At 60.0% G+C, this 16345-nt stretch carries 19 protein-coding genes and 1 pseudogene; 11 read left to right on the top strand and 9 right to left on the bottom strand.

The annotated features are described in order from the left end of the window. Positions 1-87: 87 nt before the first annotated feature. Complete coding sequence (locus B3N48_RS13690; protein ID WP_296184566.1) at positions 88-756, bottom strand: glutathione S-transferase family protein; 669 nt, start codon at positions 754-756, stop codon at positions 88-90. Positions 757-939: 183 nt separating this feature from the next. On the opposite strand from B3N48_RS13690, the gene B3N48_RS13695 reads away from it, so the two are divergent. The 3 genes from B3N48_RS13695 to B3N48_RS13705 all read left to right on the top strand — a co-directional run bounded on the left by B3N48_RS13695 (position 940) and on the right by B3N48_RS13705 (position 4819). Further along, positions 940-1233, top strand: a complete 294-nt coding sequence (locus B3N48_RS13695; RefSeq protein ID WP_296184568.1) for a hypothetical protein — start codon at positions 940-942, stop codon at positions 1231-1233. A gap of 301 nt (positions 1234-1534) precedes the next feature. After that, positions 1535-1783, top strand: a complete 249-nt coding sequence (locus B3N48_RS13700; RefSeq protein ID WP_296184571.1) for a TIGR02647 family protein — start codon at positions 1535-1537, stop codon at positions 1781-1783. Positions 1784-1969: 186 nt separating this feature from the next. Further along, positions 1970-4819: a class I adenylate cyclase gene (locus B3N48_RS13705; RefSeq protein ID WP_296184575.1), complete on the top strand. Its 2850-nt coding sequence runs from the start codon at positions 1970-1972 to the stop codon at positions 4817-4819. Between the two features lie 23 nt (positions 4820-4842). Here the strand turns inward: B3N48_RS13705 and B3N48_RS13710 are convergent, their stop codons facing one another. Both B3N48_RS13710 and cyaY read right to left on the bottom strand, forming a co-directional pair. Continuing rightward, a complete protein-coding gene (locus B3N48_RS13710; protein ID WP_296184576.1) occupies positions 4843-5061 on the bottom strand; it encodes a DUF1289 domain-containing protein in 219 nt (72 codons plus the stop codon). Further along, the gene (gene cyaY / locus B3N48_RS13715; protein WP_296184578.1) at positions 5058-5417 is read right to left on the bottom strand and encodes an iron donor protein CyaY; all 360 of its coding nucleotides are present in this window, start codon (positions 5415-5417) and stop codon (positions 5058-5060) included. The genes B3N48_RS13710 and cyaY overlap by 4 nt, the downstream gene beginning before the upstream one ends. Before the next feature lie 238 nt (positions 5418-5655). On the opposite strand from cyaY, the gene lptM reads away from it, so the two are divergent. The 6 genes from lptM to B3N48_RS13745 are packed head-to-tail and all read left to right on the top strand — an operon-like array spanning position 5656 to position 10243. Next, positions 5656-5814, top strand: a complete 159-nt coding sequence (gene lptM, locus B3N48_RS13720; RefSeq protein ID WP_296184579.1) for an LPS translocon maturation chaperone LptM — start codon at positions 5656-5658, stop codon at positions 5812-5814. A gap of 9 nt (positions 5815-5823) precedes the next feature. Then, on the top strand, positions 5824-7071 hold the full coding sequence (gene lysA, locus B3N48_RS13725) for a diaminopimelate decarboxylase (protein ID WP_296184580.1): 1248 nt from the start codon (positions 5824-5826) through the stop codon (positions 7069-7071). Positions 7072-7076: 5 nt separating this feature from the next. Beyond that, the gene (gene dapF, locus B3N48_RS13730) at positions 7077-7907 is read left to right on the top strand and encodes a diaminopimelate epimerase (RefSeq protein WP_296184581.1); all 831 of its coding nucleotides are present in this window, start codon (positions 7077-7079) and stop codon (positions 7905-7907) included. A 13-nt stretch (positions 7908-7920) separates the two neighbouring features. Continuing rightward, positions 7921-8655, top strand: a complete 735-nt coding sequence (locus B3N48_RS13735; RefSeq protein ID WP_296184582.1) for a DUF484 family protein — start codon at positions 7921-7923, stop codon at positions 8653-8655. Positions 8656-8657: 2 nt separating this feature from the next. Further along, entirely contained in the window at positions 8658-9554 is an 897-nt protein-coding gene (xerC, locus tag B3N48_RS13740) for a tyrosine recombinase XerC (RefSeq protein WP_296184583.1), read from the top strand. Then, the gene (locus B3N48_RS13745) at positions 9551-10243 is read left to right on the top strand and encodes an HAD family hydrolase (protein ID WP_296184584.1); all 693 of its coding nucleotides are present in this window, start codon (positions 9551-9553) and stop codon (positions 10241-10243) included. Before xerC ends, B3N48_RS13745 begins: the two co-directional genes overlap by 4 nt. A 178-nt stretch (positions 10244-10421) precedes the next feature. Here B3N48_RS13745 and sutA read toward each other — a convergent pair whose 3' ends face one another. The 4 genes from sutA to glnK all read right to left on the bottom strand — a co-directional run bounded on the left by sutA (position 10422) and on the right by glnK (position 13234). After that, on the bottom strand, positions 10422-10751 hold the full coding sequence (gene sutA, locus B3N48_RS13750; RefSeq protein WP_296184586.1) for a transcriptional regulator SutA: 330 nt from the start codon (positions 10749-10751) through the stop codon (positions 10422-10424). A gap of 93 nt (positions 10752-10844) precedes the next feature. Further along, on the bottom strand, positions 10845-11276 hold the full coding sequence (locus B3N48_RS13755; RefSeq protein ID WP_296184587.1) for a secondary thiamine-phosphate synthase enzyme YjbQ: 432 nt from the start codon (positions 11274-11276) through the stop codon (positions 10845-10847). A gap of 239 nt (positions 11277-11515) precedes the next feature. Further along, positions 11516-12862, bottom strand: coding sequence for an ammonium transporter (locus B3N48_RS13760; RefSeq protein ID WP_296184588.1), 1347 nt, complete (start codon positions 12860-12862; stop codon positions 11516-11518). Between the two features lie 33 nt (positions 12863-12895). Then, positions 12896-13234, bottom strand: a complete 339-nt coding sequence (gene glnK / locus B3N48_RS13765) for a P-II family nitrogen regulator (RefSeq protein WP_002555808.1) — start codon at positions 13232-13234, stop codon at positions 12896-12898. A gap of 416 nt (positions 13235-13650) precedes the next feature. Here glnK and B3N48_RS13770 point away from each other — a divergent pair, with 416 nt between their 5' ends. Beyond that, the gene (locus tag B3N48_RS13770; RefSeq protein WP_296184589.1) at positions 13651-13914 is read left to right on the top strand and encodes an accessory factor UbiK family protein; all 264 of its coding nucleotides are present in this window, start codon (positions 13651-13653) and stop codon (positions 13912-13914) included. 43 nt (positions 13915-13957) lie between these two features. Here the strand turns inward: B3N48_RS13770 and B3N48_RS13775 are convergent, their stop codons facing one another. After that, positions 13958-14263 carry a HigA family addiction module antitoxin gene (locus B3N48_RS13775; RefSeq protein ID WP_296184590.1) on the bottom strand — a complete coding sequence of 102 codons (306 nt, stop codon included), beginning with the start codon at positions 14261-14263 and terminating at the stop codon, positions 13958-13960. A gap of 10 nt (positions 14264-14273) precedes the next feature. Beyond that, positions 14274-14549: pseudogene (locus B3N48_RS13780) on the bottom strand (type II toxin-antitoxin system RelE/ParE family toxin); the annotation flags it as partial. 172 nt (positions 14550-14721) lie between these two features. On the opposite strand from B3N48_RS13780, the gene B3N48_RS13785 reads away from it, so the two are divergent. Further along, entirely contained in the window at positions 14722-16215 is a 1494-nt protein-coding gene (locus tag B3N48_RS13785) for a YifB family Mg chelatase-like AAA ATPase (RefSeq protein ID WP_296184593.1), read from the top strand. Positions 16216-16345: the final 130 nt, after the last annotated feature.

Below are 16345 nucleotides of genomic sequence, written 5' to 3' on the forward strand. Positions count from 1 at the left end.
GCGCGCTTGCCCGCGATGAGGGCGTGTCATCATCCGTTCGTTGGTGACACGCCGCAATCGCGGGCAAGCAGGCCTACAAAAGCGCAGTCATGCGCTCCCTGCAGGCCTTACCCTCTCCAGAAACGCCGGATAGTCCGCTTCCCGGTCTGCCGCAACGATGCGGGCGCTCGGCCGCTCGTTCAGCCGTTCCAGTAAATCCCTCGCGCCGCTCACCTCATCGATCAGGTTCAAGCCAAACAAGCGCTCGCCCACCTGTTGCGCCAGATCCGCGCTGTACAGGAAATAAATATCGGCCAAGGTGAATTCAGTGCCTGCGAGAAAGGGACTGAAGCGTGCCCGCCTCGCCAGCGCGGCGAAGCCCTTGATCAGGTCGCGCCTGGCTTTCGCCTTGAGCGCTTCCGGCGTTGCTCGCCCGCCGAACAGCACTTCGACGTAGCACAGTCGCGCAGGCAGCTCGATGTAAAGTTCGATTTCCTTCGCCGTCGTCCACACCTGTGCGCGACGGAACGGGTCGGCAGGCAGCAACGGGATCTGAGGGTGAGTGTCTTCGAGGTAACGCAGGATGACGTCGGTTTCGCTGATGAATCCCTCTTCCGTCTGCAAAACCGGCACCTTGCCCCGCGCACTGACTGCGAGGGTTTCCGGGTTTTGGCAGCCATGCATGGACACGACATCGAACGGCAGTTGCTTCTCCAGCAATGCCAGCTTGACCATGTTGAAGTAGTTGCTTGAGGCGAATCCGTAGAGCTTGAACATTGACAGGCCTCCTTGGCCTTTCTTGAAGCGGTCATTTCAACCCGGACCGACATGCGTACCAGGCGCGAGCGAGCAGACCCTAACAACCTGTTACGCCTTTGAACTTGACGTGCATCATGCGCCGGGACGATCACCTGAGCCGCGATTGCAGTTAAACTGCCAGCCTTTCCCGAGGAGTCCGCCATGAGCGACCACATCGACAATGACGACGAAGCGTTCGCTGAATCGACCCTGATCCAAGCCATCGAAAACCAGATCGAAAGTGACAACCCACCTGCGGCCAAAGCCACGTTCAACAAGCTGACCCTGGTGGGTTACGAGCGCGACGACATTCTCGAAATGATGGCCCACGTCCTGGCCGTCGAGATCGACGGCATTCTCGAAGACGATCGCCCGTTCAACACCGAATGGTACGAAAAAGCCCTGCGCGCTCTGCCTGAAATGCCGCCAGGTGTGAGGCTGGACGAGGGCGAGTAAACAACCCTCAACTGTTCTTCCGGCGATCACGGTTTGATTCTGGCTGAAGACCGTGGGAGCCGGCTTGCTGGCGAATGAGTCCTTTCAGACATTGCAATGTTGAAAGATGTACCGCATTCGCCAGCAAGCCGGCTCCTACAGATTTCGCTAAGCCCTCCCACCTGACGACCGGCCAGATACTTCCTGCAAAATGTCCAGACGCTAACTACACTCCAGGTGCCTCGCTGCCGCTTGACCTTCGGGGCAAACACGTTTGCGATTCCTTCGCCGGGTCATCCATTACAAAAAGTCTGGAGCCTCTATGTCGTTTACCCCTGAATTGGTTGCCGAACTGGAAATCCTGTCCCTCTTTAACCTGCGCAATACACAGGAGGGCCTGAAGGTGCATCATGTGGCCGCGCCGACTGCCGTGGCTGCCGCCAAACGTCTTTTCGAGAAAGGCCTGACGACTCAGGTCGACGGAGGCTACCTCACCAGTCTGGGACTGGATGCCGCCGAACACGCACAATCGCTGCTGATCATCCTCTCCACGGCACAGGAAGCGGCCTGATACCGCGCCGTCGCGAAACCTTTATCCACCCCATCAAATAAAGGTTTCGCGAACCCTTCATTTGTAAGATGCTGCGCCGATAAAATTCTGGCGCCAAAAAAAACACAGCCGTCGTCTTATGCTGGATCTTCTTGCCGTCGCCATCCTCGTCACCCCAGCAGTGCCGTTCGTCGGCTTTGAGTCACGATGACCCGTAGTTTCGAGATCCGCCCTGATCTGGATGAGGGCATCGACCGCAAGGTCCTCAGCCAGTTGCGTAACCGTTTCCTGACCCTCAATGAAGGGCGGCTCAGCCGCGCCAATGAAGGGCTGTCCACCCGCCAACAATCGGTGTTAGCGCTGTTGCCGTTGTTCTTCCACGTCAATCACCCGCTTTTGCCCGGCTACATCTCAAGCGCAACGCCCGCTGGGGTGTCACATTACGAACCCGACACCCTGGCACTCGCCGAAGCACAACGGCTCACACGCTCGTTTTCCTACAAGCCGCGGCGAGGTAACCCACCGCAGCCGATCCACGGCATTTTTCTCATGGGCAGCCTCGGCACGCTGGCGCAAGCCGACCACAGCGACATGGACGTGTGGATCTGCCACGACAGCCAGCTTTCGGCTGACGAAATCCTGGAACTGCGCAAAAAATGCCAAGCGCTGGAAGCCTGGGCCGCCACGATGGGCGCCGAAGCGCATTTTTTCCTGATCGACCCTGAGCGCTTTGTCCTTGGCGAACGGGACGCGCAGCTCAGTGGTGAGGACTGTGGAACGACTCAGCATTACTTGTTGCTCGACGAGTTCTACCGCACTGCGATCTGGCTGGCCGGACGAACGCCTATTTGGTGGCGGGTGCCGGTTTACGACGAGACACGCTACGCGCAGTACACCCATACGCTGCTGTCCAAACGCTTCATTCGGGAGGATGAAGTGCTGGACCTGGGCAACATGTCCCACATTCCCCCTGGAGAATTCCTCGGTGCGGGGCTCTGGCAGCTGTTCAAGGGCATTGAATCGCCCTACAAATCCGTCCTTAAACTGCTGCTGACCGAAGCCTATGCCAGCGAGCATCCCCAGGTGCAGTGCTTGAGCATGCGCCTGAAAAAGGAGGTCTTTGCCAATCGCGTGGATCTCGACGAGCTTGATCCGTACATGATGGTGTATCGCCGGATCGAGGAATACCTGCTGGCGCGGGGGGAACCTGAACGGCTCGAACTCGTACGCCGCTGTCTGTACCTGAAGGTGAACAAAAAGCTCACCGGGCTGCGACGTCAGCGTACGACGAGCTGGCAGCGGCTGCTGTTGGAGCGTCTGGCCAAAGAATGGAAGTGGGATGAGCGCCAGTTGGCGTTGCTGGACAGCCGCAGTCAGTGGAAAGTGCGCCAGGTTTCAAGCGAGCGCCGTGCGCTGGTCAGCGAGCTGAATTACAGCTATCGCTTCCTGACCCAGTTCGCTCGCACGCAAAACACGATCAATTCAATCAACAGACGCGACCTAAACATCCTGGGTCGTCGGCTCTACGCCGCGTTCGAACGCAAGGCCGGCAAGGTCGAGTTCATCAATCCGGGAATTTCACCGGATTTGGCCGAAGACACGCTGACGCTGGTGCAGTCACCGAACAAGCGCGAGCCCGGCAAGTATCAATGGGGCTTGTACAACGGCAATCTGGGTGCCCACGAGTGGGAGTCTTTCGCCCCGATCAAGCGCAGTCGCGAGCTGCTGGAGCTGCTCGCCTGGTGCCATCGTAATAACGTGATCGACAGCAGCACCCGCCTCGCCCTGCATCCCGGTACCAGCGACCTGACCGAATTCGAGCTGTTCAACCTGCAAAGCGCGCTGCAACACAGCATTCCCATGCCCTTGGGCACAGTGCCTGAAGACGTTCTGCTGCGGCCCAGCGCGCCGAGCGAAATCCTGCTGCTGGTGAATGTCGGCGTCGATCCGCTCAAGCATCACAAGGACCTGAACATCCTGATGACCACCGAGCGCACGGACTCCCTGAGTTACGCCGGGGTCAGGGAAAACCTGGTGCTGACCTTCGACCAGATCACCCTGAACAGCTGGAACGAAGTACTGGTCAACCGCTTCGAGGGTCCGAACGCCCTGCTCGACTGCCTGACCGACCTGCTCAATAACCTGCCCGCCACGTCGCCGAAACCGGTCATCAACGTCCGCTGTTTCTGCCATAACCGAGCTCCGGCCATTGCCCAGCGTGTCGAAGAGCTGATTCAGACGGCGCAGCTGTTGCTCGCTCGCGGCCTGAATCATCGGTACCTGATTCAAGTTCAGCATCACTATCACGTCATGGAGATGAAGCCCGGCCAAGTCGCCCATGTCACACTCAACGATCTGCCCGCGCTCTACGATTACCTCGGCGAAGAGCTGCCCGGTTACAGCCCGATTCATCTGGACCCGCAGGCGCTGGACGACAGCGATCTTTCGCTGATCATTCCCCATGGTCAGCCGGAATGCATCCAGGTCTTCTACCGGGTCAACGAGCCCCACGCCGATCTGTACGTGCTGGATGAACACAACGCGCTGTGGCATCAGCGCCTGCCGTACCACGACGAGCCCAGCCTGTTGATGCCGGTGCAACGCTTCCTGCACTCGCTGATGTTCCGGCGCGGCGCATTGGTGCCGTTAGACAACCCGCTCGATCCGCACCTGCTCGAAACCCTGTATTACCGCGTGACGCCGGACGGGGCTGGGCGGGCGCGACGGATCGAGCAACGGCTCGGGCCGGTCCTGTCAACGGACAAGCCGTTCTACGATGTGCAGGCCATTGTCGAGGAAGCCTCGCCGGGACAGGTCAGCGTCACGTTGTATTGCGATGGGATGGAGTTTTCAGAACTGGAATTCGGCGAACAGCTGTTCAGTGTCGTGGCGCGGCAGATTCTCGATCAGCGCCGGGAGCCGCAACGCTATCGCTGCTACATCACAGACCTGGACTTGTCAGCGATTTTGGCGGACACCCGGGGCCAGACGATCCTGTTCCTGCGTTATAAGGCCGAGCTTGAAAAGTCGCTGAACGATGCGATGGAAGAGGCGTGAGCAACCCCGGTGCGGCGATCAGTTCAACCCTGTGCCCGACGCTGATCCGCCTGGCGCACAATCTCGCGCCGCCGCTCATCCGTCGCCGCACGCCATTCGCGAATGTCTTCGACGTGACGATGACAGCCTGTGCAGACTTTCTGCTCATCGAGTCGGCACACGCTGATGCACGGTGATGGCACCGCCGGACTGACGTTGCTGAACAGCGGCTTGGGGGCTTTCACGAGTGCGGCGTTGGTCACTGGCGGTTCCCGTCTTCGTGACCGTCGACCGCATCGAACTCAACCTCGACACCGGCTTGCTTCAACACTAGACGATGCAACATCTCACCCAGCAGCTCTTCGGACTTGTCGCAAACCCAGCGTTTTTCTTCTTCGTCGTAGTCGAAGTGAAAACCACCAGCGGGCGCAGCCAGCCACAACTGACGCAGCGGCTCTTGGCGGCTGATGATGAGCTGTGTGCCGTTTTCGAACTTTACCGTGAGCACGCCGGCCGAACTTTCGACGTCCAGGTCCAGATCCGTCTCGTCGAAGATATCTTCGAGCTTTTCTTGGGTCGTATCGACCAGGTCGTGAAAGCGGGCTTCGGTCAAACTCATTGCAAGAACCTCGAAAGTGTCTACGGATGGCGCAGCGACGCAAGATACGGTCGCTTTGAGCCAATTGCAAAGCATACCCGCCGGGCAGCACTGCGCCGCGCCAAAAAACACGCGACCATCACCCACATATCCGGCAGTTGCGTCAAAGCCCCGCCGGACGGGAGCCGTGGCGCATAGGCAATCTGTCGGGTGGTCGGTATACTCGGGCGCAATTAATGCTTATACAAAGGATTTCGCCATGAAGCGCCTGATTTCCTCCCTGGCCGCGCTCCTCGCCGTTGCGTGCCTGGTCTCTGCCTGCGGTCAAAAAGGTCCGTTGTACCTGCCCGATGGTGAAACATCCGATGCACCTGGCAGCCAGAACCAGTCGCACTCGCATAAGCATTCGACCTACTAGGGACTGACCATGGACGCCTTCAACTACCGCGACGGCGAGCTGTTCGCGGAGGGAGTTGCATTGTCTGCCATCGCCGATCGTTTCGGCACGCCGACTTATGTCTATTCCCGAGCCCACATCGAAGCCCAATACCGCGCTTACGCCGATGCGCTGAGTGGCATGCCGCATCTGGTGTGCTTCGCGGTCAAAGCCAACTCCAACCTGGGTGTCCTCAATGTCCTGGCGCGCCTCGGCGCCGGTTTCGACATCGTGTCCCGTGGCGAGCTGGAGCGTGTGCTGGCGGCAGGCGGACAGGCAGACAAAATCGTCTTTTCTGGCGTCGGCAAGACCCGGGACGACATGCGCCGTGCATTGGAAGTCGGTGTGCATTGCTTCAACGTCGAGTCCACCGACGAGTTGGAACGCTTGCAGATCGTGGCCGCCGAGATGGGCAAGCGCGCCCCGGTGTCGCTGCGCGTCAACCCGGACGTCGATGCGGGCACCCACCCGTACATTTCCACGGGCCTGAAAGAGAACAAATTCGGCATCGCCATCGCTGACGCCGAAGACGTCTATATTCGAGCCTCTCAGCTGCCCAATCTGGAAGTGATTGGCGTCGATTGCCACATTGGCTCGCAGCTCACCACCCTCTCCCCGTTCGTCGATGCGCTGGATCGTTTGCTGGATCTCGTCGATCGCCTGAGCGACTGCGGCATTCACTTGCGCCATCTGGATCTGGGCGGCGGTTTGGGCGTGCGTTACCGCGATGAAGAGCCGCCGCTGGCAGGCGATTACATCAAAGCCGTGCGCGAGCGCATCGAAGGGCGTGACCTGGCGCTGATGTTCGAGCCGGGCCGCTTCATCGTCGCCAACGCAGGCGTGCTGCTGACCCGCATTGAATACCTCAAGCACACCGAACACAAAGACTTCGCCATCGTCGATGCCGCCATGAACGACCTGATCCGTCCGGCGCTGTATCAAGCCTGGATGGATGTGAAGCCCGTGCAGCCACGTGATGGCGTTGCCCGCGCCTACGACATCGTAGGCCCGATCTGCGAGACCGGTGACTTCCTCGCCAAAGACCGCGCGCTGGCGCTGGCCGAAGGCGATCTGCTGACCGTGCATTCCGCGGGCGCCTATGGCTTCGTCATGAGTTCCAACTACAACACACGCGGACGTACCGCCGAGGTGTTGGTCGATGGCGACCAGGCGTACGAAGTGCGTCGTCGTGAAACCGTGACTGAGCTGTATGCCGGCGAAAGCCTGCTGCCGGAGTAATTCCCATGCTGCTGCGTTTTACCAAGATGCATGGCCTGGGCAACGATTTCATGGTGCTGGACCTTGTCAGCCAGCACGCGCACATTTTGCCCAAACACGCCAAGCAATGGGCCGATCGGCATACGGGCATCGGTTTCGATCAACTGCTGCTGGTCGAAGCGCCAAACAACCCTGACGTCGACTTCCGCTATCGGATCTTCAATTCCGATGGTTCGGAAGTCGAACAGTGTGGCAACGGTGCGCGTTGCTTCGCCCGTTTCGTGCTGGACAAGCGCCTGACGGCCAAAAAGCAGATCCGAGTCGAGACCAAAGGCGGCATCATCGAACTGGATATCCGCAACGACGGCCAGATCAGTGTCGACATGGGCGCCCCGCGACTGGTGCCCGCAGACATTCCCTTCGATGCGCCGCAACAGGCCCTCAGCTACACGCTGGATGTCGAGGGCGAGAGCGTTGAACTGGCCGCCGTATCGATGGGCAATCCCCACGCGGTGCTGCGGGTGTATGACATCAACAACGCGCCGGTTCATAGCCTCGGGCCGCAAATCGAGCATCATCCGCGCTTCCCGGCGCGGGTGAACGTGGGCTTCCTGCACGTAGTCGATCGTCAGCGCGCTCAACTGCGGGTATGGGAACGCGGCGCGGGCGAGACGCAGGCCTGCGGTACAGGCGCCTGTGCGGCCGCCGTTGCTGCCATCAGCCAGGGCTGGATGGATTCGCCACTGCTGATCGATCTGCCGGGTGGGCGTCTGTCCATCGAATGGGCAGGTCCGGGGCATCCGGTCGTGATGACCGGCCCGGCCGTCCGGGTCTACGAAGGCCAAGTACGTCTATGAGTGAGAGTATCCGATGACCGATGAGCCTCAGACTTCAACCGACACGCCCGGCGAACCCGCCGATACCAAAGCGCCTGCCCTTGAAGCCGAGGCCGTTGCGGCCTGGCTGCAACAACACCCGGACTTCTTCGCCGAGCATGACGACCTGCTGAGCGCAATGCGCATTCCACACCAGCGTGGCGACACCGTTTCGCTGGTCGAACGCCAGCTCAAGCTCTTGCGCGAGCGCAACATCGAGATGCGCCATCGCTTGTCGCAGTTGATGGACGTGGCGCGAGACAACGACCGTTTGTTCGAGAAAACCCGTCGCCTGATCCTCGACCTGATGGATGCTGCGAGCCTGGAAGAAATCGTCATCGCCGTGGAAGACAGCCTGCGTCAGGAATTCCAGGTACCATTCGTGAGCCTGATTCTGTTCAGCGACAACCCGATGACAGTGGGTCGCTGGGTCAGCGGCGCCGACGCACAAAAAGCCATCGGCGGTCTGATTTCCGGCGGCAAAACCGTCTGTGGAGCGCTGCGTGAACATGAGCTGGAGTTTCTGTTCGGCGCCGATCAGAGCAAGGAAGTCGGCTCTACCGCCATCGTTGCGCTGAACCACCAGGGCTTGCACGGCGTACTCGCCATTGGTAGCCGTGATCCGCAACATTACAAAAGCTCGGTGGGCACGCTGTTCCTCACGTACATCGCTGACGTGTTGAGCCGCTTGCTGCCGCGTTTCACCAATGCTCTGCGCTCGGTGCGCTAGTCATGGAACGGCAGCTGGACGCTTACTGCACGCACCTGCGCAGTGAGCGCCAAGTGTCCAGCCACACCCTGGAAGCCTATCGCCGTGACCTGAGCAAGGTGCTGGGCTTTTGTGAAAAACAGCACATTGAGAGCTGGAAAGCGCTGGACGTTCAGTCCATGCGCAGCCTCGTTTCGCGGCTGCATCAGGATGGCCAATCCTCGCGCAGCATCGCCCGCTTGCTGTCGGCGGTGCGCGGCTTCTATCACTACCTCAACCGCGAAGGTCTGTGCGAGCACGACCCAGCCAATGGCCTGTCGCCCCCAAAAGGTGAACGCCGACTGCCCAAAACGCTGGACGCCGACCGCGCCTTGCAACTGCTGGAAGGGGGCGTCGAGGACGAATTTCTCGCCCGCCGTGACCATGCGATTCTCGAATTGTTTTATTCGTCAGGGCTTCGACTGTCGGAGCTGACCGGGCTGAACTGCGCGCAGCTGGACCTCGCTGATGGACTGGTCGAAGTCCTCGGCAAAGGCAGCAAAACGCGCGTATTGCCAGTGGGTCGGAAAGCCCGCGAGGCACTGGACGCGTGGCTGAAACAGCGCGTACTGGCCAATCCCCTGGACGATGCCGTGTTCATCAGCCAGCAAGGGCGGCGCCTTGGGCCGCGCTCGATTCAGCTTCGAGTCAAAGCCGCCGGCGAGCGCGAACTGGGTCAAAACCTGCACCCGCACATGCTGCGACACTCGTTTGCGAGTCATCTGCTGGAGTCCTCGCAGGACTTGCGTGGCGTACAGGAGTTGCTCGGCCACGCGGACATCACAACGACTCAGATCTACACCCATCTGGATTTCCAGCATCTGGCGACGGTGTACGACAGCGCCCACCCACGGGCCAAACGCAAGGATCCTTCCGAATGAGCATCAAGCTGATCACGTTCGACCTGGACGACACCCTGTGGGAAACCGCACCGGCGATTGTCAGCGCAGAAGCCATGTTGCGGGACTGGCTGGCCGAAAATGCCCCGAAACTGGGTCCGGTTCCAGTCGAGCATTTGTGGGAAATTCGCGCGCGTCTGGTCGACGCCGACCCCAGTTTCAAGCATCGCATCAGTGCACTGCGCCGCCGTGTGCTGTTTCACGCGCTGGAAGACGCAGGTTATGCCCACGCTGAGGCGCAGGACCTGGCCGAACAGAGTTTCGAGGTGTTTCTTCAGGGGCGTCACAAGCTGGATATCTTTCCTGAAGTGGTGCCGACGCTGGAGATTCTGACCAAGTCCTACACCTTGGGCGTGGTCACGAATGGCAACGCGGACGTGCGCCGCCTGGGCCTGGCCGACTACTTTGCATTCGCGCTGTGCGCGGAAGACCTGGGCATCGGCAAACCCGACCCTGCGCCCTTCCTCGAGGCGCTGAAGCGCGGACAATCCGAAGCCGCCCATGCTGTTCACGTCGGGGATCATCCCGGCGACGACATCGCAGGCGCCCAGCAGGCCGGCCTGCGCGCGATCTGGTACAACCCGAGCGGCAAGGCGTGGGAGGCCGATAAACGGCCGGATGCGGAGATCGAGAGTTTGACGGAGTTGCCTGAGGTGCTTTCCCGTTGGTAGTGATTCGCGCAGCCCTGTAGGAGTGAGCTTGCTCGCGATTGCGGTGTGTCAGACAACATTGATGTCACAGATAAACTGCCATCGCGAGCAAGCTCACTCCTACAGCGGCCAGTGCATATCAACCCAAAAAAAAGCCCGCAGCGACAGCGGGCTTTTTTTCAGCAGGTATCAGACACCCTTAAATAGGGCGGCTACCGTACTTGTTGTCAGGCTTCTTGGGCGGGTCGGCGACCACATTGGCCTCCACTTCCTGCACTTTACCGCCGCGGGCAAGGAACTCTTCCATGGCGCGAGCCAAAGCGTCACGCTCTTTGTTCTTGGCTTCAACGCTAGGCAGTTCATCGACCGAGACCGCAGCCTTGGCCTTGCCTTTGGTTGGAGTGGCCGCCGCTTCGGGACTGTCATCTATCTCGGTGACGTCGTCATCGGTAGCAGCTGCAAGCTCCTCACCGTCCTCTTCGTCTTCCAGACCGTCTTCAACCAGATCGTCGTTGTCATCGTCGCTCATGTTCTACCTCATGACTTGCGAAAGCAGATTAGTTATAGCCCAGCTGTACGTAATTTCTAAGACAGCCAGAAGAAATTCAACTACCGCCAACCATCAGCGGTCGTGGGCCTCGCCCTGAAGGGTCGCGAGGACTTTACGCGCACCGCCTGAATCGCGATGCTCTCCTAAATAAACACCTTGCCAAGTCCCGAGTGCCAAGCGTCCGTCCGTCACCGGGAGGGTCAATTGGCAGCCTAGCAAACTGGCTTTGAAGTGCGCGGGCAGGTCGTCGGGTCCTTCGTCGTCGTGTTCAAAGCCCGCCTGATCCTGTGGGATGAGCCGGTTGAAAAAACGCTCGAAATCGCGGCGTACCGCCGGGTCGGCGTTCTCGTTGATGGTCAACGAAGCCGACGTATGTTGCAGCCACAAATGCAGCAGACCAACACGACAATCATGCAGCCCCGGGAGCCCGGCAATGATCTCATCCGTTACCAGATGAAATCCGCGAGGCCTTGCCCGCAGGGTGATTCTGGCCTGTTGCCACATACCGTTCTCCGCCCTTCGGCGCGCATTCTAACGCGCTGGAAAAAAAAACAAAGCGCGCAATGAGTGACGTTTTTTGTAAGCCGCAAAGCCGGAACTGGAAGCCGTCGCAAACGCTGCAATGGCCTTTGTGAAACCGAGCCTGAACGGGTTTTGCGCATCACTCATCAGCGGTCATGGCTATCGACAAACGCCAGGCAAAAAAATGCCCGGAAACCCGGGCATTTTTTTCGAAGCGGTGGTTACAGGTTGTAGCCACGCTCGTTGTGTTGTGCGAGGTCCAGACCGACTGCTTCTTCTTCCTCGGTGACACGCAGACCCATGACGGCATCCAGCACCTTGAGGATGATGAAGGTCACGATCGCGGTGTAGATGATCGTGAAGCCGACGCCTTTGCACTGAATCCAGACTTGGGCCGCGATGTCAGTCACAGTGCCGAAGCCGCCCAGCGAAGGGGCTGCGAAGACACCGGTCAGGATCGCGCCAAGGATACCGCCGATGCCATGAACGCCGAAGGCATCCAGAGAGTCGTCGTAGCCCAGTTTGCGTTTCAGGCTGGTAGCGCAGAAGAAGCAGACTACGCCCGCTGCCAGGCCAATGATCAGGCCGCCCATCGGGCCGACCGTACCGGCCGCAGGGGTAATGGCCACCAGACCGGCAACCACGCCCGAGGCGATGCCCAGCGCGCTTGGCTTACCGTGGGTCAGCCACTCGGCGAACATCCAGCCCAGTGCAGCGGCGGCGGTTGCGATCTGAGTGACCAGCATCGCCATACCGGCAGTGCCGTTGGCCGCAGCGGCGGAACCGGCGTTGAAGCCGAACCAGCCTACCCACAGCATCGCTGCGCCGACCAGGGTGTAACCCAGGTTGTGCGGCGCCATCGGCGTGGTCGGGAAGCCTTTGCGCTTGCCCAGAACCAGACACGCTACCAGACCCGCCACACCGGCGTTGATGTGAACGACGGTGCCGCCCGCGAAGTCCAGAACGCCCCAGTCCCACAGCAGACCACCCACGCCACTCCAGACCATGTGCGCGATTGGCGCGTAGACCAGGGTGAACCAGATCGCCATGAAGATCAGCATCGCGGAAAACTTCATGCGTTCTGCGAAGGCGCCGACGATCAGAGCTGGAGTAATGATGGCGAAGGTCATCTGGAAGGTGACGAACACCGCTTCCGGGAACAGAGCCGCTGCACCAGTGATGCTGGAAGGCGTGATGCCTGCCAGGAACGCCTTCGACAGACCGCCGACGAAGGAGTTGAAATTGATAACGTTGGCTTCCATACCGGTGGTATCGAACGCCATGCTGTAGCCGTAGATGCACCAGAGGATGCTGATCAGACCGGTAATGGCAAAGCACTGCATCATCACCGAGAGTACGTTTTTCTGACGAACCATACCGCCGTAGAACAGTGCCAGACCGGGAACGGTCATGAACAGCACCAGCGCGGTAGACGTCAGCATCCAGGCGGTGTCACCTGAGTTGAGTACGGGGGCTGCTGGGGCTGTCACTTCGTCCGCCGCCATGGCCAAGCCAGGGGTTACGAGGGACAACAGGGCTCCTAGCCCTGCGAATTGACGCAGAGTCATATTGTTTTCTCCTGGGGCGTTGGGTTTGGCGGCTTAGATGGCGTCGGTATCGGTTTCGCCGGTACGGATGCGAATAGCCTGTTCCAGATTGACCACAAAGATTTTCCCGTCACCGATCTTGCCGGTGTTGGCGGCTTTGGTTATCGCTTCGATAACGCGGTCCAGATCCTTGTCATCAATCGCAACGTCGATCTTCACCTTGGGAAGGAAGTCGACTACATATTCCGCACCGCGGTACAACTCGGTGTGGCCTTTCTGACGTCCGAAGCCTTTGACTTCAGTGACCGTGATGCCCTGCACGCCGATTTCCGACAACGACTCGCGTACGTCGTCCAGCTTGAACGGCTTGATGATGGCAGTGACTAGCTTCATGAAACTTTCTCCCGAATTGGTGGACTTGCCCCAGGAAAACAAACCCGTTTCAAGTCTAAGCGCAGTGTCTGGCTTTGTAACGTAAAGCTTCAAAGGCCCGAACGGGTCAATCCAGAAACCGCTTCTGACGAAACACTTCCCCGCTCCGCCTGCCGCACTGCATTCGTCACAGCGACTGCATCAGTGCATGGGTCATATGCCACTAAGCAGAAACCTTGCCATCTCGTGAAAATGCGCGAATTAATGCACTTCAATGCTCAGCAGACGTGTACCGATCGCCATCACTACGCACCTGCGCACAACAACAGTGCGACCGTGCACGCCCTCATGCTCGAAAACCGTGCAGGCGCCGCTGGATCGAATCGCCTTAAACACTGCGTGTTACACTGCCGCCCCACTGATACCGGAGGACTACCATGCTCGCGCCCAAAGCTTTTCTAGATGCCCTGAGCGGCCACGCTTCGCGCATGTTCAACGGCGAGACTCCACTGCCCCGCAATGAATTCGAGACCCAGTTCAAGGCCCTGCTGCAAAGCGGCTTCAGCAAACTGGATCTGGTGAGCCGCGAAGAATTCGACAGCCAGATGGTCGTCCTGACCCGCACCCGTGCCCGCCTTGAGGCACTGGAAGCGAAGATGGCGGAGATGGAAGTGCAGTTGGCGGGGCAGGTTAAGCAGTGACATCACGACATGCACTGGCGCAGGCCGGGCATGTTGAACGTGCTCAAGCGCAGTGCGCGATGGGCTGGACTTGCGCCCTGATTGCTGAACCTTTTTCTATTTCTGCCTTGCGCAGATCGTAGGTGAGTTGCAGGTTCAGCCAGAACTCCGGCGTCGTCTCAAGGCACGCAGCCAGACGCAGAGCCATGTCAGCGCTGACGCCCCTGCGCTGCAGGACGATGTCGTTAACCGTAGGCGTAGAAACACCGAGCGAGCGCGCCAGCGCAGCTGACGTCAGATTCAGCGGCTCAAGATATTCCTCTATGAGAATCTCGCCGGGATGTACCGGACGCATTCCATTCTTGGTCATGGTTACCTCGGTGGTGATCGACAATTTCGACGTTCTCCGGGCCATTGGCGCCCGAGACAAAGCAAATCCGCCATTGGGCGTTGATACGTATGCCGTGCTGTCCTTTACGATCGCCGCCGAGCGCTTCCAGGCGATTCCCGGGCGGAGACTTGAGGTCCACTCACGACGTCGCGGCATCGAGCATCGTCGTCTTGCGCTCTACGACCGAGAGAATCGAGGACCAGACACGGGTCTTGCCCTGCCGAAAAAGCGATTCAGTATCCGTACATTTGAAACTTGCAATCATTGCTAACGCTTAACGTTACTCGTTAACGGCGGATTGTAGGCGTGGACGACTCCGAGCACGACGATGCGCTGCTGTAGGAAACACCCCGTAGAACTTGCGCCGCCCTTCCATCCTCCCCCATGACTATCCTTCAGCACGCCGCAGGACGCGGTGCTGCCTTCAAGGATCGCTCATGTCTCTCGCCATCGTTCTCAGCCGCGCTCAAGTCGGGGTCGAAGCCCCTGCAGTGACTGTCGAAACTCATCTCGCCAACGGCCTGCCGGCGTTGACGCTGGTGGGGCTACCAGAAGGGGCGGTGAGGGAAAGTAAGGATCGGGTACGTTCGGCGATTCTGAATTGTCGGCTCGATTTTCCGGCGCGGCGGATCACGTTGAATCTGGCGCCTGCTGACTTGCCCAAGGATGGCGGGCGTTTCGATCTGGCGATTGCGTTGGGGTTGCTGGCGGCCAGTGGTCAGGTGCCGACGTTGGCGCTCGATGGCGTGGAATGTCTCGGTGAGCTGGCACTGTCGGGGGAGATTCGTCCGGTGCAGGGTGTCCTGCCTGCGGCGTTGGCGGCGCGGGAGGCGGGACATACGTTGATCGTTCCGGCAGAGAACGCCGAAGAAGCCTGCCTGGCGTCGGGCCTGAAAGTGATTGCGGTCAGTCATCTCCTGGAGTTGGTGTCTCACCTCAATGGCCACACCAAGATAGAGTCGTTCAGGTCCAACGGACTGATTCTGCAGACCCGACCTTATCCGGATCTGAACGAGGTGCAAGGCCAGCCTGCCGCCAAACGCGCGCTGCTGGTCGCCGCTGCCGGGGCGCACAACCTGCTGTTCAGTGGCCCGCCGGGAACCGGGAAAACCCTGTTGGCCAGCCGTCTGCCGGGGCTTTTGCCCCCGCTGGACGAGCGTGAGGCGCTGGAAGTCGCGGCGATTCAATCGGTCGCCAGTCATGCGCCCCTGACCAGTTGGCCGCAGCGCCCGTTCAGGCAACCCCATCACTCGGCGTCAGGGCCTGCGCTGGTCGGGGGCGGCAGTCGTCCGCAACCCGGCGAAATCACCCTGGCCCATCACGGCGTTCTCTTTCTTGATGAATTGCCCGAGTTTGATCGGTGCGTGCTGGAGGTGCTGCGAGAGCCTCTGGAATCAGGGCATATCGTGATTTCCCGGGCGCGGGATCGGGTGCGCTTTCCGGCACGCTTTCAGCTGGTTGCGGCGATGAACCCCTGCCCTTGCGGCTATCACGGCGAGCCGACCGGGCGCTGCCGCTGCTCCACCGATCAGATCCAGCGCTATCGCAACAAACTGTCCGGCCCGCTGCTGGATCGCATCGACCTGCACCTGACCGTCGCCCGCGAAGCGACCTCACTGGCCGCCAATGCCGAAACCGGAGAAACCAGCGCCAGCGCCGCGCAGATCGTGTCCGAAGCCCGCGACCGCCAGCAGCAACGGCAAGGCTGCGCCAACGCCTTTCTCGACCTCCCTGCCCTGCGTCAGCATTGCGTATTGATGCCCGAAGACGAAGCCTGGCTTGAAACCGCCTGCGAGCGCTTGAGTCTGTCACTTCGCTCGGCCCATCGACTGCTGAAGGTCGCGCGCACGCTGGCGGATCTGGAGCGGGTGGACGCCATTTCAAGACACCACATTGCCGAGGCGCTGCAGTACCGACCGTCCACGGGATGAGCGTTTCAAGCTTTGGATTCTGGCCCCAGGCCGTAGGAACAAGCTTGCTTGCGATCCGGCGCGAAGCGGCAGTCAACGCTGCGCCTGCAGTGCGCCAGGTCGCGGGCAAGCGACGCTCCTACGCCCTCCG

This window comes from Pseudomonas sp. UBA1879 (assembly GCF_002338065.1).
In the GTDB taxonomy this organism is placed as follows: Bacteria; Pseudomonadota; Gammaproteobacteria; order Pseudomonadales; family Pseudomonadaceae; genus Aquipseudomonas.